This is a genomic window from Anaerotignum propionicum (assembly GCF_024461735.1).
GTDB lineage: Bacteria > Bacillota > Clostridia > Lachnospirales > Anaerotignaceae > Chakrabartyella.
The window spans coordinates 128,485-150,601 of record NZ_JANGAD010000001.1; the positions used below are offsets into that span (position 1 = coordinate 128,485).

17 protein-coding genes and 1 other annotated feature are annotated in these 22,117 nt (G+C 39.0%); of the genes, 10 read left to right on the plus strand and 7 right to left on the minus strand.

The window, feature by feature from the left end:
* Window positions 1-64: 64 nt before the first annotated feature.
* The 5 genes from rpsT to NE558_RS00765 all read left to right on the plus strand — a co-directional run bounded on the left by rpsT (window position 65) and on the right by NE558_RS00765 (window position 4,443).
* On the plus strand, window positions 65-325 hold the full coding sequence (gene rpsT, locus NE558_RS00745) for a 30S ribosomal protein S20 (protein WP_066047813.1): 261 nt from the start codon (window positions 65-67) through the stop codon (window positions 323-325).
* 175 nt (window positions 326-500) lie between these two features.
* Entirely contained in the window at window positions 501-914 is a 414-nt protein-coding gene (locus NE558_RS00750; RefSeq protein WP_256148004.1) for a C-GCAxxG-C-C family protein, read from the plus strand.
* 307 nt (window positions 915-1,221) lie between these two features.
* On the plus strand, window positions 1,222-2,523 hold the full coding sequence (locus NE558_RS00755; RefSeq protein WP_256148005.1) for a thymidine phosphorylase: 1,302 nt from the start codon (window positions 1,222-1,224) through the stop codon (window positions 2,521-2,523).
* A 20-nt stretch (window positions 2,524-2,543) separates the two neighbouring features.
* On the plus strand, window positions 2,544-3,722 hold the full coding sequence (locus NE558_RS00760; RefSeq protein WP_256148006.1) for a phosphopentomutase: 1,179 nt from the start codon (window positions 2,544-2,546) through the stop codon (window positions 3,720-3,722).
* A gap of 163 nt (window positions 3,723-3,885) precedes the next feature.
* A complete protein-coding gene (locus NE558_RS00765; RefSeq protein WP_256148007.1) occupies window positions 3,886-4,443 on the plus strand; it encodes a GNAT family N-acetyltransferase in 558 nt (185 codons plus the stop codon).
* A 114-nt stretch (window positions 4,444-4,557) separates the two neighbouring features.
* Here the strand turns inward: NE558_RS00765 and NE558_RS00770 are convergent, their stop codons facing one another.
* Window positions 4,558-6,012 (minus strand): nicotinate phosphoribosyltransferase, encoded by a 1,455-nt coding sequence (locus NE558_RS00770; protein ID WP_256148008.1) that lies wholly within the window; start codon window positions 6,010-6,012, stop codon window positions 4,558-4,560.
* Window positions 6,013-6,423: 411 nt separating this feature from the next.
* Window positions 6,424-6,668: a binding site (T-box leader), on the plus strand.
* Window positions 6,669-6,871: 203 nt separating this feature from the next.
* On the opposite strand from NE558_RS00770, the gene ileS reads away from it, so the two are divergent.
* Together ileS and NE558_RS00780 are read left to right on the plus strand one after the other, a co-directional pair.
* The gene (gene ileS / locus NE558_RS00775; protein WP_256148009.1) at window positions 6,872-9,985 is read left to right on the plus strand and encodes an isoleucine--tRNA ligase; all 3,114 of its coding nucleotides are present in this window, start codon (window positions 6,872-6,874) and stop codon (window positions 9,983-9,985) included.
* A gap of 193 nt (window positions 9,986-10,178) precedes the next feature.
* On the plus strand, window positions 10,179-11,468 hold the full coding sequence (locus NE558_RS00780) for a cytochrome c biogenesis protein/redoxin (RefSeq protein WP_256148010.1): 1,290 nt from the start codon (window positions 10,179-10,181) through the stop codon (window positions 11,466-11,468).
* Between the two features lie 362 nt (window positions 11,469-11,830).
* On the opposite strand, the gene NE558_RS00785 is transcribed toward NE558_RS00780, so the two are convergent.
* The 6 genes from NE558_RS00785 to nth all read right to left on the minus strand — a co-directional run bounded on the left by NE558_RS00785 (window position 11,831) and on the right by nth (window position 19,049).
* A complete protein-coding gene (locus NE558_RS00785; protein WP_256148011.1) occupies window positions 11,831-13,270 on the minus strand; it encodes an APC family permease in 1,440 nt (479 codons plus the stop codon).
* A 957-nt stretch (window positions 13,271-14,227) separates the two neighbouring features.
* Complete coding sequence (locus tag NE558_RS00790) at window positions 14,228-15,085, minus strand: MerR family transcriptional regulator (RefSeq protein ID WP_256148012.1); 858 nt, start codon at window positions 15,083-15,085, stop codon at window positions 14,228-14,230.
* A 115-nt stretch (window positions 15,086-15,200) separates the two neighbouring features.
* Window positions 15,201-16,394 carry a CaiB/BaiF CoA transferase family protein gene (locus NE558_RS00795; RefSeq protein ID WP_256148013.1) on the minus strand — a complete coding sequence of 398 codons (1,194 nt, stop codon included), beginning with the start codon at window positions 16,392-16,394 and terminating at the stop codon, window positions 15,201-15,203.
* 115 nt (window positions 16,395-16,509) lie between these two features.
* Window positions 16,510-16,944 (minus strand): hypothetical protein, encoded by a 435-nt coding sequence (locus tag NE558_RS00800; protein ID WP_256148014.1) that lies wholly within the window; start codon window positions 16,942-16,944, stop codon window positions 16,510-16,512.
* Window positions 16,945-17,503: 559 nt separating this feature from the next.
* Window positions 17,504-18,349, minus strand: a complete 846-nt coding sequence (locus NE558_RS00805) for a DUF6612 family protein (RefSeq protein WP_256148015.1) — start codon at window positions 18,347-18,349, stop codon at window positions 17,504-17,506.
* A gap of 55 nt (window positions 18,350-18,404) precedes the next feature.
* Window positions 18,405-19,049, minus strand: a complete 645-nt coding sequence (nth, locus tag NE558_RS00810; protein ID WP_256148016.1) for an endonuclease III — start codon at window positions 19,047-19,049, stop codon at window positions 18,405-18,407.
* A 565-nt stretch (window positions 19,050-19,614) separates the two neighbouring features.
* Here nth and NE558_RS00815 point away from each other — a divergent pair.
* The 3 genes from NE558_RS00815 to NE558_RS00825 are packed head-to-tail and all read left to right on the plus strand — an operon-like array spanning window position 19,615 to window position 22,115.
* The gene (locus tag NE558_RS00815) at window positions 19,615-20,031 is read left to right on the plus strand and encodes a DUF6762 family protein (protein WP_256148017.1); all 417 of its coding nucleotides are present in this window, start codon (window positions 19,615-19,617) and stop codon (window positions 20,029-20,031) included.
* Complete coding sequence (locus NE558_RS00820) at window positions 20,021-21,253, plus strand: hypothetical protein (RefSeq protein ID WP_256148018.1); 1,233 nt, start codon at window positions 20,021-20,023, stop codon at window positions 21,251-21,253. The genes NE558_RS00815 and NE558_RS00820 overlap by 11 nt, the downstream gene beginning before the upstream one ends.
* Window positions 21,254-21,275: 22 nt before the next feature.
* Window positions 21,276-22,115: a DNA-3-methyladenine glycosylase family protein gene (locus NE558_RS00825; RefSeq protein WP_256148019.1), complete on the plus strand. Its 840-nt coding sequence runs from the start codon at window positions 21,276-21,278 to the stop codon at window positions 22,113-22,115.
* The last annotated feature ends 2 nt before the right edge of the window (window positions 22,116-22,117 follow it).

Genomic DNA, 22,117 nt, shown 5'->3' on the forward strand with positions numbered 1-22,117 from the left:
AAAGCGATATTCCCCAATATCGGAAACCACAGAAAATGAATGATTTAACTAGGAGGAAAACACAGTGGCAAATATTAAATCCGCTAAGAAAAGAATTAAAGTAATCAGCAAAAAAACTTTGAGAAATAAAATGATTAAATCTCAGGTTAAAACAGCTATGAAAAAAGTAATCGTAGCAGTGAATGCAGGCGATAAAGACATCGCTTCCGCAGCTTTGAAGAATGCTACCTCTGTAATTGACAGAGCATATATGAAGGGCATCTATCACAAGAATGCAGTTGCTAGAAAAAAATCTTCTTTAACAAAATTGGTTAATAGCCTGTAATTTTTTAAGTCCTAAAGGGATACCCTACGTATGATCGGGTATCCCTTATTTTTTTGAATACTGAAATCTTAATCTTAATACTCATTTTATTATGTACAAAGTTTTGTGAAAGTTGAGTGGGGATTGAATTCCCAATGCAATATTTTATGAAACATATGGAATTTGGAGGAATCTTATGGATAGTAGAATTGAAAAAGTGATGGAAAATCATCACAAGGGTTATAATTGTTCACAGGCTGTAGCATGTGCCTATTGTGATTTGTTTGGTGTGGAGGAGAAGGACGCCTTTCGTGCCGTTGAGTGTTTTGGTAGAGGCATGGGGATTATGGGGCCTTGCGGGGCTGTTTCTGCCATGGCGTATTTAGTAGGGCTAAAGGTTTCTGATGTCAATTTAGAAAACCCAAAGAGTAAAGTTAACAGCTATAACACATTAAAGCCAATGACTCAGGCATTTGTTGATAAAAATCAATCTTTGGAATGCAGAACCCTGAAAGGCATGGATACTGGGGTAGTTTTGCGCAGCTGCCCGGGTTGTATGCAGGATGCGGCGGAAATTATTGAATCGTACCTTTTAAATGAGGGCAAATAATTGCTGAAAATCTTAGATACAAATAGAAACCACTGGTATATGAAACATATCCAGTGGTTTTTCTTTTAATGATTTTTTTCTGAAGATGTGGTATAATAATCTCATGGTTAATTTTGGACAATTGTTTGGTTTTGCGTTAAAAATACTGGAAGTTATACGTTATTTTGATGCAAGACTTATTTTTATTCCATTATTCTATAGTTTTTGATGAGGGCATTAAAAAGGTAGATTTTTTTTCCACTATATATAACAAATTCTAAAGCGGTGTTCATTTTGAAATAGAAACATATTTAAAAGGAGGGCTTTTATGAATATTGTGGATATAATTATAAAAAAAAGAGAGGGCAGTCGATTATCAAATGAAGAAATTTCATATTTTGTAAAGGGTGTGACAGATGGCAGCTTGCCTGACTATCAAATAGCCGCTTTTTTGATGGCCGCGTTCCTTAAAAAAATGGATGCAGAAGAGACTGCCTGCCTGACCATGGAGATGGCGCAATCCGGCGGGATGTTTGACTTTTCTCAAGTAGAAGGTTTTAAGGCGGATAAACATAGTACAGGAGGCGTTGCGGATACGACGACGCTGATTTTGGCACCTTTGGTAGCCTCGGTTGGTGTCCCTGTGATAAAAATGAGCGGGAGAGGTCTTGGATTTTCTGGAGGAACAATAGATAAATTGGAATCTATCCCTGGTTTTCAAGTAAACGTGAGTGAAAAAGAAGCAATTGCTTATGCACAGGAAAGTAATATCGTATTAATGAGCCAAACGGACGATTTAACCCCAGCAGACAAAAAATTATATGCCCTGCGGGATGTTACGGGGACGGTAGACAGCATTCCCTTGATTGCGGCAAGCATTATGTCTAAAAAGATTGCCGCAGGGGCGGATGGCATTGTTTTAGACGTGAAATGTGGCAGTGGCGCTTTTATGCAGGACTTGGAATCGGCAGAGACCCTTGCCTCCATTATGGTTGAGATGGGAAGGCATGTTGGTCGAAAGGTTACTGCTGTCATTAGTGGCATGGATCAGCCTTTAGGGATGAATATTGGCAACAGCTTGGAAGTGATTGAAGCAATTGAAGTTTTAAAAGGAAATGTTGGCGGTGATTTGCTAGAGGTTTCCCTTACTTTGGGGGCTTATATGATTCTGATGGCTGGGCGTGTAAACAGCATAGATCAAGGGAAATATTTATTACAGCATCACATTAAAAATGGAATGGGACTGGATAAGTTTCGGGAGCTTTTGGTACAGCAGGGTGGAAATCCTGCAATCATTGAGGATTATTCCTTACTTCCTTTATCCGCCTGTAAAGCCACTGTTTTTGCTCAGCAGGAAGGCTATCTAAATCATATGAATACTGCTTTAATTGGAAGAGCCTCCTTAGAAACAGGGGCAGGGCGTGCCTATAAGGAGCAGCCTTTGGATTTTGGTGCAGGGATTATTATGAAAAAACGCTTGGGTGATAGCGTAAAGGTTGGAGAGCCCTTGGCGGAGATTTTTGCAGCCAGTGATGAAAAGTGTGAAAATGCAGCAAAATATTTACAACAGGCAATTACAATCGGGATGCAAAGGCAACCACTGCCTCCATTGATACTAAAAACGATTTGAGTTTGGAAAGGACGATGCTTATGAAAAGAGCAATTATTGTTGTATTAGATAGTGTGGGAATTGGTGAATTACCTGATGCTAAGGATTTTGGCGATGTTGGCAGTAATACCTTGGTGAATATCAAGAAGGTACGCCCACAAACAGAATTGAAAAATATGAGTGCCCTAGGGCTTGGCAATATTCAAGGTGAGGACATTCATCTTTTGGGTAAAACGGATGCGCCTCTAGGGGCATTTGGTAAAATGGCTGAAAAATCCATTGGTAAAGATACCACTACAGGCCATTGGGAAATGGCGGGGATCATTACAGCAAAGCCATTTCCGACCTTTACGAAAACCGGTTTCCCAAAAGAGGTAATGGATGCCTTTGAGCAAGCCATCGGAACAAAAACACTGGGGAACATAGCGGCATCCGGTACGCAGATTATTCAGGATTTGGGTGATGAGCATGTAAAGACAGGCTATCCTATTGTTTATACCTCTGCGGACAGTGTTTTTCAAATTGCCGCACATGAGGAAGTGATTTCCGTTGAAAAGCTTTATGACATGTGCCAAAAAGCTAGGGAAATCTTAACGGGTGAGTACGGTGTAGCCCGTGTCATTGCTCGTCCCTTTGTGGGAGAGGCAGGCAATTATACAAGGACAAAGAATAGAAGAGACTTTTCTTTACCTCCTACAGGAACTACATTTTTGGATTTGGCCAAGGAAAAGGGTCTTAATGTGACTGCCGTTGGGAAAATCGAAGATATTTTTGAGCACAGAGGCATTACCCGTGCTGACCATACCACAAATAATAATGAGGGTATTGAAAAGACTATTTTCTATACGAAAGAAGAGTTTGAAGGAATTCTCTTTACCAATTTGGTGGATACCGATATGATTTATGGCCATCGCAATGATGTGGAAGGGTATGCAGGTGCTTTGGAGTATTTTGACAGCGAGCTGCCTGAGATTATTGCCCAAATGAAGGAGGAGGATATTCTCTTTATTACTGCTGACCACGGATGTGACCCCACAACCCCCAGCACAGACCATTCCAGAGAGTATGTGCCTTTGCTGGTATATGGAAAAAATGTAAAATCGGGTGTGGATTTAGGTGTACGTAAATCCTTTGCTGATTTAGGTCAGACAATTTCTGATTATTTGGGTCTTCATGCAAGCTTTGAAGCAGAGAGCTTTTTGAATGAGATTTTGAAGTAAATGATTTGGATGAAAAGGGCGGTTCTTAGGAACCGCCTTATTTTTTTGAATGCTTTATTTGAAATTATATTATTTTTATTCAATTTAATGATGACGATAAAAATTTGGTGACAATTGGTTCATATGGGTGTACAATCAAAAAAACGACGGAAGGATGACAAAAATGGATAAAAAAATCACTCTTCGCTTGGCTTCTGCATCAGATGCAGAACGGATTTTGGCTATATATGCCCCTTATGTTACAGATACGACAGTTACTTTTGAGTATGAAGTTCCTACGGTGCAGGAATTTGCTTTCCGCATTGTTAATATACTGCAAAAATACCCTTATTATGTAGCTTTAGTGGATGGTGAAATCGTAGGGTATTGTTATGCTGCTCCGTTTCGTGGACGTGCAGCATATGATTGGTCAGTAGAAACAACGATTTATATTAAACAGGATTTTCGTGGCTACGGTGTTGGCTCTATGCTTTATTCTGCGCTGGAGGCGACATTAAGAACCCAAGGGGTTTTGACTATGATTTCTTGTATTGCTTATCCCAATCCTCCCAGCAATGCGTTCCATGAAAAAATGGGTTTTTGCAAGGTGGGTCATTTTTCCCAGAGTGGTTACAAACTTGGACAGTGGGTTGATATTGTTTGGTTTGAAAAGCATATAGGAGAACATGATGCAATTCCCTCATCGGTCATCCCTTTTTCTATGCTTGGTAAAAATGAATAAGCTTATTTTGCAGTATACAAAAAAAGATATGTTTTTGAGCTTAGTTTAAAATAGAATCAGCATACATAAAATGAAACGCCCTGCAATTTGCAGGGCGTAATTTTTAAAATATAATTAAGTTGTACTCATTTCATCAATCAAACGATTCTTTAATTGAGATAGTTTTTCTGATAAATCTACGGGTACAATGTGAGGGTTATTTAGGCGCAAATGCTCATCCCAAAGAGATTTCTTTTCTCTGTTGCAAAATGCTTGAATGTCCATGGTTTGGGGTGATTCATATACTTGCTTTCCATCAATAAAAATTGGTACCAAAAGTTCTTTTACATAAAAAGTACCAGCTTCTAATTCCATTTTACGCCATTTGGCATTACTATCACGAATGACCATATCTTGACTCTCATCTATGGTTTCATGTTCTAAGGCAATTAAATCAGCTTTGATTTTATCTGTGTTCTTATCATAAAAACGGAATACCTTTTTAATTCCGGGATTGGTTACCTTACCAGGGTTATTGGATAACTTAATTTTGGGTGCAAATGTACCATCATCGTCTTCCTCAGCCGCCAGCTTGTACACTCCACCAAAAGCGGGGCAGTCATCACTGGTGATGAGCTTCGTTCCTACGCCCCAAAGGTTTATTTTTGCCCCTTGGGATTTCAAGCTTGCAATGAGGTTTTCATCCAAATCGCTGGAAGCACTGATGATTGCATCGCCAAAGCCTGCTTCTTCCAACATGATTTTTGCACATTTTGAGAGGTATGCCAAGTCTCCGCTGTCCAATCGGATGCCATATTTACCTTTCAGCATTCCTGCAGCTTTCATTTCCTGGAATACTTTAATTGCATTGGGAACACCGCTTTTTAGGGTATTATAAGTGTCTACCAACAGCAGGCAATTATCAGGAAATAGCTTTGCATATGCACGGAATGCGGTGATTTCATTGGGAAAGCTCATAACCCAGCTATGGGCATGGGTACCCTTTACGGGTACATCAAACAATTTTCCTGTTAAAACATTACTTGTTCCACAGCATCCGCCAATGACTGCCGCTCTGGCACCTAAAACACCGGCATCAGGCCCTTGGGCACGGCGCAAGCCAAACTCCATAACAGGGTCGCCTTGGGCAGCCCAAACAACACGAGAAGCTTTGGTAGCAATGAGGCTTTGATGATTTATAATATTCAAAAGTGCAGTTTCAAGAAGTTGCGCTTCAACAATAGGCGCTTTTACACGCAATAATGGTTCATGAGGAAAAACAACCGTTCCTTCGGGAATTGCATAAATCTCTCCAGAAAAGCGGAAGTCTTTCAAAAAATCAATAAAATCCTCTGTAAACAAGTTAAGACTTGTTAAATAGTTAATATCATCTTTGGTAAATCGCAGCCCATTGATATACTCGATGACCTGCTGTAAACCTGCGGTTACGGCGTATCCATTTCCACTTGGGTTTTTTCTGTAATAAAGATCGAACACTACTTTTTTGTTGTAGGCTCCAGTTGTAAAATAACCCTGCATCATAGTTAATTCATACAGGTCAGTTAACAGAGCCAGATCTCGTCCTTTCATCGCTGATTTCTCCTTTATTTTTTCCTATCTGCAGGAACAATTAACAAACACTTGTATTATACACAATTTAAAGCAATAAAGCAAATTTTTCCACCCATCGGTTCTTATACAATATTTCTAATGATTTGTCTATGATGAACAAATTATACACATAAATTTAATGCAATGTGCTTAAATACATTTATTTTTGATAATTATTTTTATGATATAATACAGTATACCATTTCTCAGGGAGAGAACTTTTTGTTTTTTCGTGATTCAAGCTTTGACGCGGATTCGGTTGAAGATGAGCTTTATTAAAAAGTTGTATACTGTACCGATGTACACAACATACTTGCTAAAAACAAAGAAAAAACTGCAAAAAACCCTTTACTTCTTTTTAGGCACAATGTATAATGCTAACGTATAAGAGAAAACACAATGAAGGAGACAGTATATATTTTCAATATGATTTCAGAGAGTCGGGGCATGGTGAGATCCCTTCGTCATAGAAAATATAGAAAATCACTCCGGAGTGGCAGTCCAAACGGTTTTTTACCCAGTAGGCGCTGTCGTTTGCCCGCGTTAAGGGTCGGCGTCATTATATTGTGATGCTTAGAGTGGATGGCATAATTGCTATCAAATCAGGTGGTACCGCGAACCCTTTCGTCCTGTGTTGGATGAATGGGTCTTTTTTCGTTTCAGGCAATGGCAAAAATACAGGTTTTGCATAACTTTTTCCAAATTTTCTTAAAAAATGAATGGACCTTTAGAAACCAGTCAAAAATGGAAGAGTATGTGTATTTTATGCTGAATGCAATCACCACCCTTTTCATTTGAAAAATAGTGTATTTATAAATGAAGTTAAGGAGGAATTCATATGTATGACAAAGTGCCAACCAATATGAACTTCGTGGAAAGAGAAGTTCAAGTAGAAAAATTTTGGAAGGAAAATGATATCTTTGGAAAGAGCATCAAAGCAAGAGAGGGTGCTCCCGTTTTTACTTTTTATGATGGCCCCCCTACGGCAAATGGTAAGCCTCACATCGGCCATATCATTACCAGAGCGGTAAAGGATTTGATCCCCCGTTATAAAACCATGAAGGGCTACAAGGTTTTGAGAAAAGCAGGTTGGGATACCCATGGATTGCCTGTTGAGTTGGAAGTGGAAAAGGCTTTGGGCTTAGATGGCAAGCCACAAATTGAAAAATACGGCGTAGAGCCTTTCATTGCAAAATGTAAGGAAAGCGTTTGGACATACGAGAAGGAATGGCGCTCTATGAGTGACCGTGTTGGCTTCTGGGCAGATATGGATCACCCATATGTAACCTATCATAATGAATATATCGAGTCTGAGTGGTGGGCATTAAAGAAAATCTGGGATAAAGATTTGCTATACAAAGGTCATAAGGTTGTTCCTTATTGCCCTCGTTGCGGAACTGCCCTTTCTTCCCACGAGGTTGCTCAGGGCTATAAAGATGTAAAAGAAACTTCTGCTATCGCAAAATTCAAGGTAGAAGGCAAGGAGAATGAGTATTTCTTGGCTTGGACAACAACCCCTTGGACATTGCCTTCTAACATTGCGTTAACGGTAAATGCGAAGGAAACCTATGCAAGAGTAAAATATCAAGGCTTTATTGCAATCATGGCAGAAGCCCTTCTGAATGACGTTCTGGGTGAAGGAAACTATGAGGTTTTGGAAACCATGAAAGGTCAGGCATTGGAATATATGCGTTATGAGCCTTTATTCAGCTTCTTAGAGAATGATCCCAAGGCGTTTATCGTAACCTGTGATCCTTATGTAACCTTAACAGACGGTACCGGTATTGTTCACTCCGCAGGTGCTTTCGGTGAGGATGATGCTCGTGTTTGCCAGAAATATGGTGTACCTTTCCGTCAGTATGTTGACAGCCAAGGCCTTATGACTGAGGAAACAGGCCCCTTTGCAGGATTGTTCGTGAAGGATGCCGATGCGAAGGTAATTGAACAGATGGAGCAGGATGGCTCTCTGTTTGCCGCAATTCCTTTTGAGCATAATTATCCTTTCTGCTGGAGATGTGATACACCTCTCATCTACTATGCTAGAAGCACTTGGTTCATTAAAATGACAGCTTTAAAGGACCAATTGGTGGCAAATAACCGTACCATCAACTGGTATCCTGATAATATCAAGGAAGGCCGCTTTGGTAATTTCTTGGAAAATGTAATTGATTGGGGTCTTTCTCGTGAGCGTTATTGGGGCACACCATTGCCCATTTGGGAATGTGAATGCGGACATAGACATACCATCGGCAGTATTGCTGAATTGAAAGAAATGTCCCCTGACTGCCCTGAAAATATCGAGCTGCATAAGCCCTTTATTGACGCAGTGCATATTGTTTGCCCTGAATGTGGTAAGCTGATGACCCGTGTTTCCGAAGTAATTGACTGTTGGTTTGATAGTGGTGCAATGCCCTTTGCACAATGGCATTATCCATTTGAAAATAAAGAAATTTTTGATGAAAATTTCCCTGCTGACTTTATCAGTGAGGCAGTTGACCAGACCCGTGGCTGGTTCTATACACTGTTGGCTGTAAGCACACTGTTGTTTGATTGCGCTTCCTTCAAAAACTGTATCGTGCTTGGACATGTGCAGGATAAGAATGGTCAAAAAATGAGTAAGCATAAGGGCAATGTTGTTGACCCTTGGGAAGCATTGAATAAGCAGGGCGCTGATGCTGTTCGTTGGTATTTCTATGCGAATAGTGCACCTTGGCTTCCTAGCCGTTATTACGATGAAGCGGTAAGTGAAATGCAGAGAAAATTCATGGGTACCCTTTGGAATACCTATGCGTTCTATATCCTTTATGCAAATATTGACCAGTTCAACCCAACCAAGTATCAGCTTGAATATGACAAACTTCCTCCTATGGATAAATGGATTTTGTCAAAGCTGCAAACCTTGAATAAGTTTGTGGATGAAAGTTTGGAAGGTTACAAGCTGACAGAGCCTGCTAGAGCTATGGCTGAATTTGTAGATGCTCTTTCCAATTGGTATGTTAGAAGAAGCCGTGAACGCTTCTGGGCAGAAGGCATGGAGCAGGATAAGATTAATGCATATATGACCCTGTATACTGTGCTGGAGACTATGTGTAAGCTTGCATCACCATTTACACCTTTCATCACCGAAGAAATTTATGGAAACCTTGTGAAGAAGGCAGACCCCACAGCACCTGAAAGTGTTCACCTTTGCGATTGGCCAGAATATCATTCAGATTGGGTAGACGCTGATTTGGAAAGCAATATGGATTTTGTATTGAAGGTTGTTGTGGAAGGTCGTGCGGCGAGAAATACAGCAAACATGAAGAATCGTCAGCCTTTGGCTATGATGTATGTAAAATCAGAAAAAGAATTGCCTGAGCTTTACCGCAACATCATCACAGAAGAATTGAATGTAAAAGGCTTGACTTTTACTGATAATGTAGAAGACTTTACTGCATATACCTTCAAGCCTCAGTTGAGAACTCTGGGCAAAAAATACGGCAAGCTGGTACCTGCAATCGGCACCGCTTTGAAAGAAGTTGAAGGGGCTGGGTTTATGGCTACCTTACGTGCAGAAGGCAAAGCAACCCTTACTGTAGAAGGGGAAGAGGTTGTTCTGGAGATGGATGATGTTTTGGTGGATACTTCCGAAAAAGACGGCTTTGTTTCCAGCGGTGACAATAATTTGACAGTAGTTTTGGATACAAACTTGACACCTGAATTGGTTGAGGAAGGCTTCGTTCGTGAAGTTGTAAGCAAAATTCAGACCATGCGTAAGGAAGCCAACTTTAATGTAACTGACCGTATTCGTGTATTCCACAGCGGCAACGAAAAAATCGCAGAGATCTTGAAAAATAATGATGTATCTGTTGATGTTTTGGCGCAAGAGGTTGTTGCAGGAGAAGGTGGCGAGCATTCTAAGGAATGGAATATCAACGGTGAGGTTGTAACCTTAGGTGTTTCCAGAGTATAAGAAAGATGTGAAAGATATTATTTGTGGCATAGTGTAGAGATGGTGCAAATAAAACAAAATATTTATTAGGGGTATCCGTTTTTACGGATGCCTCTTTTTTCTTTGGACTAGAGAGGGTGATTAAATCACTTTACAGCATCCCTCGTTTCAGATATAGTTAATTGAATATACATAAATAGAAAGGAGTTGCAATATGGGCTTTTCATTGGATATGAGTGTACCAATTCTTACGGTTTTTTTTCAAGGTTTACTTAGCTTTTTCTCCCCATGTGTGTTGCCTTTGGTTCCTCTATATATCAGTTATTTATCAGGAGGGGCAAAGACGGTTTCTGCAGAGGGAACCATTGAGTATCCAAGAAAGCAGGTGATGATAAACACAGTTTTCTTTGTTTTGGGCATAAGCTTTGCTTTTTTTGTACTAGGCCTCGGGGTCACTTCGTTGGGCAACTTTTTCAACAATAATCGGTTAATGTTTGCCAAAATCAGTGGTATCATTATGGTCTTTTTTGGGCTGTATCAAATGGGACTTTTTGGTCGATCTCAAGCCATAGAGAGGGAGCATCGTATTCCTTTACGCCTAGAGCGTTGGACAATGGGGCCTTTATCAGCGTTACTATTGGGGTTTACCTTTAGCTTTGCATGGACGCCTTGTGTAGGACCTGTATTAGGAAGTGTCTTGCTTATGGCGGCATCCGGTTCATCTGGGGCTGGTTTCGCTCTGATTGGGGTATTTACTATTGGATTTATTTTACCATTTCTGGCAGTGGGATTATTTACGCAAAAGGTGCTAGGATTTTTCAAAGAGCATCAGTCTGTGGTGCGTTATACCGTAAAAATTGGTGCTACACTGATGCTTGTAATGGGTGTTATGACCTTTACAGGATTTATGAATGGATTTACAAGCTATCTATCTGGAAACACGTCTACAAAGGAGCAGAGCGTGGTGCCGGATGGGGCTGCTGCGCCCGAGGAGCCAAACGAAAATTCAGATACACCATCCCAACCTGCTGAACAGGAGCAGGAGACCATAGCAGCACCTGATTTTACATTGATAGATCAATTCGGGAATACCCATACTCTCTCTGAATATAAAGGGAAAACAGTTTTTCTAAATTTTTGGGCAACTTGGTGCCCTCCCTGCCGTGGTGAAATGCCTCATATTCAAGAATTATATAAGGAGTATGGCTTGAATCAAGAGGATGTTATTATCCTTGGTGTGGCGGCGCCGAATCTGGGAAGGGAAGGCAGTAGGGAAGATATTATTTCTTTCTTAGATAAAAACGGATATACTTTCCCTGTTGTTATGGATGAAAGCAGTGAAATTTTTGACCAATATGGAATCAGAGCATTTCCTACCACGTTTATGATTGATGAAAGTGGATCAATGTATGGCTATGTGGAGAGTGCCATGGAAAAAGCCACGATGCAACGCATTATAGTAGAGACAAAGGAGAATGGTGAAAAAACGGATTCTAGTCAGTAAGCGTAGAAAAAGATATAAATTGATGGTAAAAGGGTATTCCGTTCATAGGAATATCCTTTTTAAATTTACCAATTTAAATATACCAAAGGAATGGAAAGAACAGGAGGAAAATGATGCTCTATTAGTAAAGGAAAAAGAACCATTTATCTTAGAGATAAAAAGACAGGTGAAGTTATAGGTATTATTGGTTTTAAATTAGATTTTTGTGTATCCATTAGACAATTCGAACTAAGGGTTTGGAGTAGGGGGTGTTTACCATTACTTATTTAATATTATGACAGCGGGGGATTATATTAAAAAACGCCACCGAAAAGGATGGCGTTTTTTGAGGGATTATAAATGTTACTTTCAAAGGAGAAAGACTACATTTTTCCATCTTCCTTCATTTTTGTGTACAAAATTTGTTCTACAGAAACACCTTGCCACTGTCCATAAATATAGCGTTTTCTTATGGAGAGATAGAAAACGATTCCGATTACTGTCCAAATTCCTAAGATAATAAAGGATGGGATGGATAAGAAACCGGGCATACCAGGAACAAAAGTAATGATTAAAAAGATGGAAGAAACAGCAACGCCTAATATGCTAATCCACATTTGGCCTTTATCACCATCTCTTTTTGCAACCTTAGCGGCGGAAGCGCAAGTATATGTAAAGCCCATAGCTGCGCCAACACAGGTCATATCTACAATCCAAGCCAATACCTGACGGCCAAACCAAGGTGCAATCAGCGCCAAAAGCATCATGAAAAGAATACTGTTTTTTGGCGTACCTTGAGGTGTCAGATGGGCAAATTTCTTGGGGAGTGCATCTGCATAAGCCATGGAGTATAAAAGACGGCTGGAAGCTATATAAAAGCCATTCATACCAGATACCACTGCACAGAACATAGCAATACCAATGAAGAATACCCCGATATAGCCAATTGCCTTCATAACCATATCACCTGTGGCCCAATCAGGGTTGGATGCAAGCATGGGTCCCCAAGGGTTTACAACTGATGTAATGAAAACAACGGAAGAATAAATAATACCACCAACCAAAATTGCTGCAACCATTAGTCCAAGGGCGGCTTTATGAGAAAAGCTATATTCCTCGGCTGCTTGAGGGATGCAGTCAAAGCCAACAAAACAATATGGTGCGAAGGCTAATACTGCCAGAATGGACGAAAATTTTGATTGTCCTTCCAAAAAGAAGGGTCTTAAATTGTTGAAATCGGGTTTTGTCAACAGTACCCCAATTAATGCAAACATAACTGATGCGAACAGGGCAACTGCCACTAATGTTTGGAACCAACCAGCACTTTTAATACCGCGCATATTCACAATACCCAACCCGATAATAAATGCGTACGCTAAGGCAATTTCGCCAAGATATACATCCCAGCCTGCAATGGTATATAGATAACCGACCTGCAAGGGGGAACCGGGTAATATGTAACGAGAAACCATTGCTAATGCAGTTGAGTTCAAAGGAATCAATGACCAATAAGCTAAAACAATGAACCAACCACAGATAAAAGCATGTTTTTTACCGAAAGCGGTATCGGCATACACGAATTCTCCACCGGAGAGGGGGAATTTTCGAATCATATAACCATAACTGATACAAATAATACACATGATAACTGCGCCTAGCATTAAACCTAAAATAGAGCCAATGGGTCCTGCCTTAGGCAGGAAGGACGTTCCCGGCATTACGAAACAACCCCACCCGATGATTGCGCCTAGAGCCAATGACCAAATATCAATTTTACGCAAATCCTTTTTAAATGCACCTTCTTGCTGTTGGTTTTTTGACATATACCTAACCTCCCTAAATGTAATAAATTGTAACGAACATAAATACTACAAATAATTGCTTTTACGGTGACTTTTAAGGTGAAAATGAAGCCGCATGCGAATTCGAGAATCAGGTTGCCAGACAACGGTTCTTTGATAAAAAAGACTCATTTCACATTGCTTTTTCATATTAACCCTTTGTCGGAACTTGTTTATAGAATTTCACTATAATGTATCCGCGAATATACATTATATTGTCAAATATCAAGAATATTATATAAAAATTGCAATTTTGTATTTGATTTTTTGGTGATATTCTATAACATAACTATAATATAGTCTATTCAGTAAAGGTATAGTCAATCTTTTTTTTAAGAAGATATACATGTCCTATTTTTTTTAGGTGGAAAAAGTATCCACTAAGAAGAGTGTTTTTTAAGCTGCAAAAAACTATATTGAAGCAGATATTCGGTAGATTTTTGCAGAAAAACATTCATAATCACCCTTTTTATACACCTTGATAATACATTTATTGTGTTTTTAGATAAAATAACTCTTTAAAAACTGGTAAATTTAATACTCCTAAACTTTTTTAACTGAGTCGAATTTTATTATTTTTTTAACACAAAAAATCATGGTTTTAAAGGTGTTTAAGAACATTCTCAATTGAAAATGGATATATAAAATAAAATAATTAGATTTAAAATCTGTTTCTTTAGAATTCATTTTTAAAAATCATTAATCGTTGAAGAATTTTATTAGAATTGTATTTTCTGGTGTTTTAGGTAGAAGTGCTTTTTCTAATGGTACAATAATTAGTTAAATTAGGTGAATAGAAATTAACAAAAATCGTTTATTCAAGAACGGGCATCGGTGTTTCAAATATTTAAAAACAAGTTGAAACCTAGGTTTTGTCAAAGCAAAAAAGACCTCTGGGAATCGTATTCCCCATTGGTCTTTTCTTTTACTCTCGAAATATCAGTTTATGGGTATCATTACCTTTGTAATATGGTTTTCCTCATTATTTATATCAACAGGAGAAATAATATATTCTTCCGAAATTGGGCCTGCAACGGAATATCCTTGTTGGTTTAACCATTTTATTGCTTTGATATGTGTCTGTATGATCTCATCATTACGCCCAATATGTAGCGCGGTAACAGCTTTGTAGCCACCAAACTGCTTAAACTCTGCCAAGTCAGGGCGGAATTCATTAATTGGAATACAGATTTCCAAGTCACAATCAGTTTTAAAAAATTGCTCCAAAGGATTGTTATGATAAGTGAGAATGACAGAGCCTACCATCCGCAGTTTCTGTTGAGAAACCATTTCAAACAATTCAAACCATCGATCCACAGATACGTCACTGTTTTTATAATTCTTTTTGATACGCCTTGTAAACAATACGTTGCCAAGGGGGATATCCTCAACGCGAATACCTTCTGTAGCCCAATTGGATTGCTCAGTTTCAAGAATATTATGCCCTTTTTCCAGACGTTCAAGTAAAAGCTGCCCCTCCGCATACTGGTTATTCAGAGATTCTATTGCATTGCTAATCTCATACAATCTCTCTCGGATGCAAGCACCCATCGCCGATGCGTTTTTTTTGCAAACAATTTGACTGATATCTTTTAAGGGAATCCCCAAATGTTTTAACTTACGAATAATGAATAATGTCAAAATTTGATCCTGGGTATAATAGCGATAGTTACTGTCACATTTTCGATACTCCGGAACCAATAGACCGATTTTATCATAATATCGTAATGTTTTAATGGGAACATTACAGAGTGTTGAGACTTTTCCGATCGAATAGTAGTTTTTTCCATCGGACATATGATCGCCCCTCCTTGCATCTGTGTCATGATACATGCTGTCCCAATCAGTATACCACAACCCAAAAGAGGACTCAACCGAAAAAGAGGGCTCAGTATTACCTTTTTTTATAGCCTTAGATGACATTTTTCTCTTCCAGTGATTTGATTTCTTCTGCAGAGAGACCTAAAATTTCTGTGTAGACAGCAAAATTGTCTTCTCCCAGAATAGGGGCACCTTTCTGAGCTTTATCTTCTTCACCGTGAATTTTAATGGGGGAACCGGGAATGCGAATTGTTCTATTCATACCAGGCTGATAAACTTCCCAAAGCATATTTCTTTCTTTTGTTAAGGAATGTTCGGAAATCTCAGGAATCGTGAGGATTGGGCCGAAGGGAATGGAAAGACCGCAGATGATTTCCTCAAGCTCTGCAACGGTTTTTGTTTGTGTCCATTCTTCAATGATAGGCTTTAAATCCTTCAAATAATTATCACAACGATTCAAGTTTGTATTAAAACGAGGATCATCAATCAGGTCTTCTCTGCCCATTGCTTGACATAGACCTGCAAACATTTTGTTTGTACCACAACCCATTACGAAATCCGAATCTTTTGCCCGGAAGGAGTCGAAAGGGGCTATGCTTGGGTCTTGATTGCCTGCACGATGAGGATGCTTGCCTGCAATAGTATATTCAACAACAAAATTCTCCATTGTGGAGAACAGGGTATCTACCATTCCCACATCGATACGACGGCCAACACCGGTTTTTTCTCTTTCGTATAAAGCCATTAATACACCCATGCACAAATATGCACCTGTATAGCTATCTCCTACAGAAGGGCCGATTTTGCAGGGAGGACCATCTGCAAAGCCGGTTACACTCATCATGCCGCTCATTGCTTGGGCAACAATATCATAGCAGGGGCGGGAGGACAATTCACCTGTTAATCCAAAGCCACTGATAGAGCCGTAGATGATGCGGGGGTTGAGTTCCTTTAAAACTTCATAGGAAAAGCCTAATTTTTCTAAAACACCAACCTTATAGTTTTCACAAATGACATCGGCAGATTTCACCAATTCTGCAAAAACCTTCTTTCCTTCTTCGGAAGCAAGATTTAAGGTAATTCCTTTTTTATTACGGTTAATGTAAGCATAATAGCCACTATAGTCATTTTCCATAGGCCCCCAGCCTCTTGTTTGATCGCCACTGCCGGGGCGTTCAATTTTAATAACCTCAGCACCGTGATCGGCAAGATTCATTGTACAAAAGGGGCCACTGTAAGCCTGTGTTAAATCTAGTACACGAATACCTTCCAATGGTCTTTTCATGATAATTCATCCTCTCTGTTTACAAGATTAACGTTTGTCTTACAAAAATCGTCAATTTTGTTGAAAAAGAAAGAGCGGATTGATATATCCGCTCCTTCGAAAATGTCACCAAAAATTATTGAGGGTGCTTTGCATCCTTGAAGGAAGATTCCTGAGGACCTCTCTGATTAGCTTTTGCGATGAAAAGGCTGCCTGTTGCAGTACCACAAAGTACAGGAGGTTCACAAGCTGTTGCGCGTGTATCCTGAGGATTTGCGATATCTACCATCTGAGCAACTTTCCAAGCTTCAAATTTACATGCATAGGACTGGTTGCCAACTTTTTCAATCCAGCCATGATATTCCATAAAATCGCCAACATATACAGGAGCTGTGAATTCAATATCTTTGTAGCCCAAGAATAAGCTGATGTCACCATCCACATAAACCATTAATTCTGTACCAACGTCGCCCCACTGATTTACGATTCTAGCGCCGTTAACTAAATTACCAGTATAGTGAGCGTCTTTTGCGCTCATCATTAAATGATGTATAACCTTTTTACCTACCATTGAGAATTCCTCCTTTAATCTTTTATAATGATTTGTGATTGTAATTGAGTTCGTTAAGCGATTTCCTTAACCTTGACTTTAGTTTAGCTGGTACAGCCAATGGAAAGTCAACAGGTTCTGAAAAAAAATTTTGAAGAATGAAAAAGCAAAATAGGAAAAGAGTCTACTAAGGGGATAGTTTTTAACAGATTTATCCATCCTTTGGAAATGGCCGTTTTTCAAGGGCTGTGGGACTTATAAATGGTGAGATGACTTTTTTTCTTGGAAAATAGATGAAAATCAGGTGGAGAGTTTTTTTGCAAAAAACTTTGAATTTCAAATGGGAAAGAACGGCAATTCCTTGTAGATATAGTTGTATTTTGGGTTTTAATCCTTAGCATTAAAAAATGATTTTAAAGGTGTTGCTGGTGGAAGGATTTTTGTGTGGGAGTACGAACCCTTTTTTTTCTAAATCATGGGAAAAGTAAAAACCACGGGAGAGTTTATGAAATACCGATTTAATGCAATACCCCTCATTTCAGGCATTAGAAATGAGGGGTATTATTACATACAATAAAGCTTATTTTTTTGTGTCCAAGACTTCTTTAGGAATATCAAACTCTTTTACAGAATTAAATTCGCTGCAGGTCATGGTGATTGTAGCACCTTCAACAGATAAACTGTTTTCGTTTTTCGTATTATCTATACCCATTAATGCAAGGGTTTTTTCCATGATTACCTGCATTAGCTTAGAAATATCAGTTTTATATTGATAAACAAGACCATCTTCCCCAATCCAAAGGGTGATAGGCAAGCCGCCTGTTTCATCATAAATTTTTTGCAGATCCTCTTTAGAGAGGCCCATGCTGGTGGCAGAGGATAGAATTCCCGATTCCTCCACGATCTTTTTCATTACTTCACCCTTAAGGATGCCTTCTACTCGTTGGGTTGAAACGCTGCCAACTTTTTCTGATCCCTTATTAACGGGATTTTCTATTGCAGAAAGATAACTTAACATGTTGTCGTAAACTTCAAATTGTCCTAGCTTTTCTTTGTCACCTTGTGTGTGAAGCCACCCGGTTCCTGTATTGGTATATAAATCAAGGGTACCATTGTTTTCTTGAAGGTACATTTCCATGATGGTATCCTTTGCGGTACTGCCTTCCATGTGTGAGGCCGCCTCCACCTTCATCTTTAAAGGTTTTATGAAAGCAGTAATATCTGCCGTAGTTGTGGTGGCTACCTTCTCCGTTCCCATGGTCATATTTACGTCCATATTCATTTTTGCCTGTAGGCTGGTGATTTGGGACATTTTTGTTTGGGCTGTCTCTATCAAAGCCCCTGTATTTTGCTGTTTACTGCTGCAACCCGATAAGGAGAGTAGCAAGGTAAAGGCAAAAAGGGAATATTGCAATCTATGCTTCATTTGAGAATCCTCCAATTCATTGTCTTTATCAATGTATTGTATCCAAATTTTTAAATTATTTTCCTTTTTGCAGTTTTTGACCGCCGGTGCAATATGTAAGCAAAAAGCATTCATTACATTTTGGCCGCCGGGCAATACAGATTTTCCTGCCATGGGCGATGAGTTGGGTATTAATATCAATCCACTTATCTTTGGGGATTATTTTCATTAAATCAAATTCTATTTTAACGGGGTCCTGATTTTTGGTAAGACCAAGTAGGTTAGATAGGCGTTTTACATGGGTATCTACAACAATGCTTGGGATACCATACCAATTTCCTCGCACTACGTTAGCTGTTTTTCGCCCGACCCCTGCCAAGGATGTCAGAGCTTCTAAATCAGAAGGCACCTGGCCATTGTGTTCAGTCAATAGTTTTTGACAGCAGGCGATGATATTTTTTGCTTTATTATGATAAAAGCCTGTTGAGTGAATATCCTTTTCCAGCTCCTTTAAATCTGCCTCCGCAAAATCCTGAACGGATTTATATTTCTGAAATAAATCTTTGGTGACAATATTCACCCGATCATCGGTGCATTGTGCTGATAGAATAGTGGCCACAAGTAGTTGCCATGGATTTTCATGATCTAAATAGCATTTTGTTGGACCATAGTGCTCTCTTAATAGTAGTAAAATTTGTTCTATCGTTTCTTTTTTTGTCATTTTTATTTACTCCTTCTCGAAAGAAGAATATTTCCCGAAAAATCCAAAGATTTCCCGAGAAATATTTCCCTTTTTCTTAAATACTGTAAAACTAATAGTTTTGCCGTAGTTTTTTCAATGTTATCATTTTTGACAAGATAGTCGAATTTCAGAAACATAATCCGTTATATAGTTTCTATTTCTTTAGAATTTTACTACTATATCATATTATAAATAACACGGAAATGCAAAGTTAATGTATAAACCTTTTATTGGAAGTCTAAAGAGAATCTCTCTTCATGAAGCTGTTAAAAAAAGCTTCTGCACCAGTGATGTTTCAGGGTAATGACACTTATAAATCTGGCATTAATATTTTTATGTTTTTGCATAATTACTAGAAAAATTTTTTTTATAAACATAGGAACAAATTCTTAAAATTTACGTCATATATTAAAAATGGCGTAATTTCGGGGTTTTAGCCATAGATTGGAAGGGGATTGGAGCCGCCCTTTCCTTGCATCATATTATAAATTGTAGTATAATTTTAATAATAATAGACTAGCTTTGCTTATTGAAGGAGAAGAATATGGACGAGACCGTAATTGTGATAATGCTTAAAGATAATGATACGGGATTTTTAGAAAAAGAGTTGGGAAGCTATTCTCTTTCGGAAAATGCAGGAATGATTTACAATATTTATGGTGAAGACACGGAGGATGGCAGAAGGGTAGTTTTGCGTTTAACCTGTGATAGGGAAGTTGAAGATTGGGAATATGATGCGATTTTTGATTATTATGACACAGAAGCTTTGGTTGGGGTTTCTACCAATGTAACGGAAGAGGACGGGCATTATAATCCAATCTGGGTTGTGCAATTCCCTTATTCTGATGTACACGAAGAGATGGAAAACACAATTACGAATATACTGGATATTCATAAAAAAGAACTGCTTTCGGTTTACGATGCTATAGCGGACAAAAAGGATGATTATAGTGAAGAATAAAAAGTGGAAAAATGCCTTTATTTTGATAGGTGTTTTGCTTTTCTTATGTTGCGCTTGTGCATTGAGAAAAGTTGAGGTTGATACTTTGCCGGGAGCGGAACAGAACAATGAAAAGGATCCGATTGAAGTGCCACCTGTAACGGAGAATACAGATGATCCATCTACTGAACCGGAAAATCCCCCCGCCAAGGAGGAAAATAACGTAATAGTTGAACCGGAAAAGACACAGCCTGCTAGTGCAAAACCTTTTTGGGTGAGTGAAACAACCAGATTGACAAATAACATCATTGCCATTGCTACAGCAGGACAGGCTGATTATAAGGCAAACGGTTCCCAAAAGGGCTGGATGAGTAAAAATGGTGAACTTTACAATTATTACGAAGGGAAATACATAACAACAGACACTTTGGTGGCAGATGGATATTTGGAAAGTGGTCTAACAGCCTCTGCTTATAAAATTCTGTTAATCAATGGTGCTGATTTGGCAGCCTTGGAGGGCACTTCTGTTCCATCTAGTAGTATGGATTTTCAGGTGTTTGCTGCTGTGAAGCAATCAGGAAAATATATGATTGCATCTAACGATGGAAAGGTTGGAACAATCAGTGAAGATAGTTTTCATAACCTTTTGGCGAAGTATAATCAAAATAACGGAAAGGTCTTAAGGCTTTCCTCTGCATCTGCTGAGTATGAGCGAATACTGAATTATATCAGCCTTTTTGAAGGACGTTTTGAAGAATACTATGTGAGAGAAATTCGTTTAGATGAAAGATATGCGGTAGTTGTTTTTTCAAACCGGAGAAATACTGCAGACATTAAAGAATATATTCTTGAGAATGAGAATAACTTCTGGGAGGTTGTTTTGCCAAATGCTCAGACTGAATATTATCCGATAACATCAATCAACCGTTATCTGCCTAATTTTAATCTGGAGCTATTGCCAGCATATACTTTGGCCTCTTGGAGAGGAAGTATTGTATCTACCCAAGGTGGTGTTGAGGCGGCTCTCTTTAGTGCAAAGGCAATTACAAGTTCCAGTGAAATTGCATATCAATGTGGCACCTCTGCTTGTGCGTATGCCATTTTAACGAATGGAAATCGTTATGTTTGCTATAGTGAAGGTGGTAGATGGAAGGCTGAATTTGTAACATCTGATATTGCGGCGAAAAACTTCCTTTTGAAAAAAACGGGAATCAATTATGGGTTCTTAATTTTGGATGATTAATGGGAATAGGGTGTGAATAAAAATGGAGAAGGTTTTTTGGGAATGTCCCGACTTTTCTCTGTCACAGACCTTAGAATGCGGACAATGCTTCCGTTATGAAAAAAAAGAGGATGATTGCTATACTGTCATCTCCGGCCAAAAGGTGATTACCCTTAGGCAGGTGGGTGACAGTATTGTTTTTTATGGCGACGAGGATATTCCTTTTTGGAAAGGTTTTTTTGATGGAGAACGAAATTATAATGAAATTAAACAGCGCTTAAAAGAGAATGACCCCATAATGGCGGAAGCAATTTCTTTTGCGCCAGGTATTCGAATATTAAAACAAGAATTTTTTGAAATGCTGATGTCCTTTATCATATCTCAAAATAATCACATTCCTAGGATTAGAGGGTTAATTCAGAGGCTTTCTCAAGAATATGGGACGCCTTTAGAGGAGGGATTTTACAGTTTTCCCACCCCCCAACAATTGTGTGATGTAACGGAAGAAGCCTATCGTGGTCTAGGCTGCGGCTTTCGAGGGAGATATTTGGAAGATGCGGTAAAGAAGGTGCTTTCAGGGGATTTTGAGACGGATAAATTGGAAACACTATCTACGGAGGAGCTTCGACAGAGGTTAATGTCGATCTGTGGCGTTGGGCAAAAGGTGGCAGATTGTATTTTGTTATTTTCCTTTGGCAGATATGAGGTGTTTCCAACAGATGTGTGGATTAATCGTGTTTTTAGCCATGCTTACTTTGAAGGGAAAAAGTTATTGGCAAAGGAATTACAGATGTCTGCCGCAGAAAAATTCGGCAACGATGCAGGCTTCGCTCAACAGTATTTGTTTTATTATGGTAGGGAACGGAAAATTGGAAAGGGGTAAGA

Bases quoted from the DNA above. Each gene is read 5' to 3' on its own strand.
- NE558_RS00760 (WP_256148006.1), top strand. From the start codon at position 2,544: ATGAAAAGAGCAATTATTGTTGTATTAGATAGTGTGGGAATTGGTGAA.
- NE558_RS00770 (WP_256148008.1), bottom strand. From the start codon at position 6,012: ATGAAAGGACGAGATCTGGCTCTGTTAACTGACCTGTATGAATTAACT.
- NE558_RS00755 (WP_256148005.1), top strand. From the start codon at position 1,222: ATGAATATTGTGGATATAATTATAAAAAAAAGAGAGGGCAGTCGATTA.
- NE558_RS00785 (WP_256148011.1), bottom strand. From the start codon at position 13,270: ATGTCAAAAAACCAACAGCAAGAAGGTGCATTTAAAAAGGATTTGCGT.
- NE558_RS00765 (WP_256148007.1), top strand. From the start codon at position 3,886: ATGGATAAAAAAATCACTCTTCGCTTGGCTTCTGCATCAGATGCAGAA.
- NE558_RS00825 (WP_256148019.1), top strand. From the start codon at position 21,276: ATGGAGAAGGTTTTTTGGGAATGTCCCGACTTTTCTCTGTCACAGACC.
- NE558_RS00815 (WP_256148017.1), top strand. From the start codon at position 19,615: ATGGACGAGACCGTAATTGTGATAATGCTTAAAGATAATGATACGGGA.
- NE558_RS00795 (WP_256148013.1), bottom strand. From the start codon at position 16,394: ATGAAAAGACCATTGGAAGGTATTCGTGTACTAGATTTAACACAGGCT.
- NE558_RS00790 (WP_256148012.1), bottom strand. From the start codon at position 15,085: ATGTCCGATGGAAAAAACTACTATTCGATCGGAAAAGTCTCAACACTC.
- NE558_RS00780 (WP_256148010.1), top strand. From the start codon at position 10,179: ATGGGCTTTTCATTGGATATGAGTGTACCAATTCTTACGGTTTTTTTT.
- NE558_RS00750 (WP_256148004.1), top strand. From the start codon at position 501: ATGGATAGTAGAATTGAAAAAGTGATGGAAAATCATCACAAGGGTTAT.
- NE558_RS00805 (WP_256148015.1), bottom strand. From the start codon at position 18,349: ATGAAGCATAGATTGCAATATTCCCTTTTTGCCTTTACCTTGCTACTC.
- ileS (WP_256148009.1), top strand. From the start codon at position 6,872: ATGTATGACAAAGTGCCAACCAATATGAACTTCGTGGAAAGAGAAGTT.
- NE558_RS00800 (WP_256148014.1), bottom strand. From the start codon at position 16,944: ATGGTAGGTAAAAAGGTTATACATCATTTAATGATGAGCGCAAAAGAC.
- nth (WP_256148016.1), bottom strand. From the start codon at position 19,049: ATGACAAAAAAAGAAACGATAGAACAAATTTTACTACTATTAAGAGAG.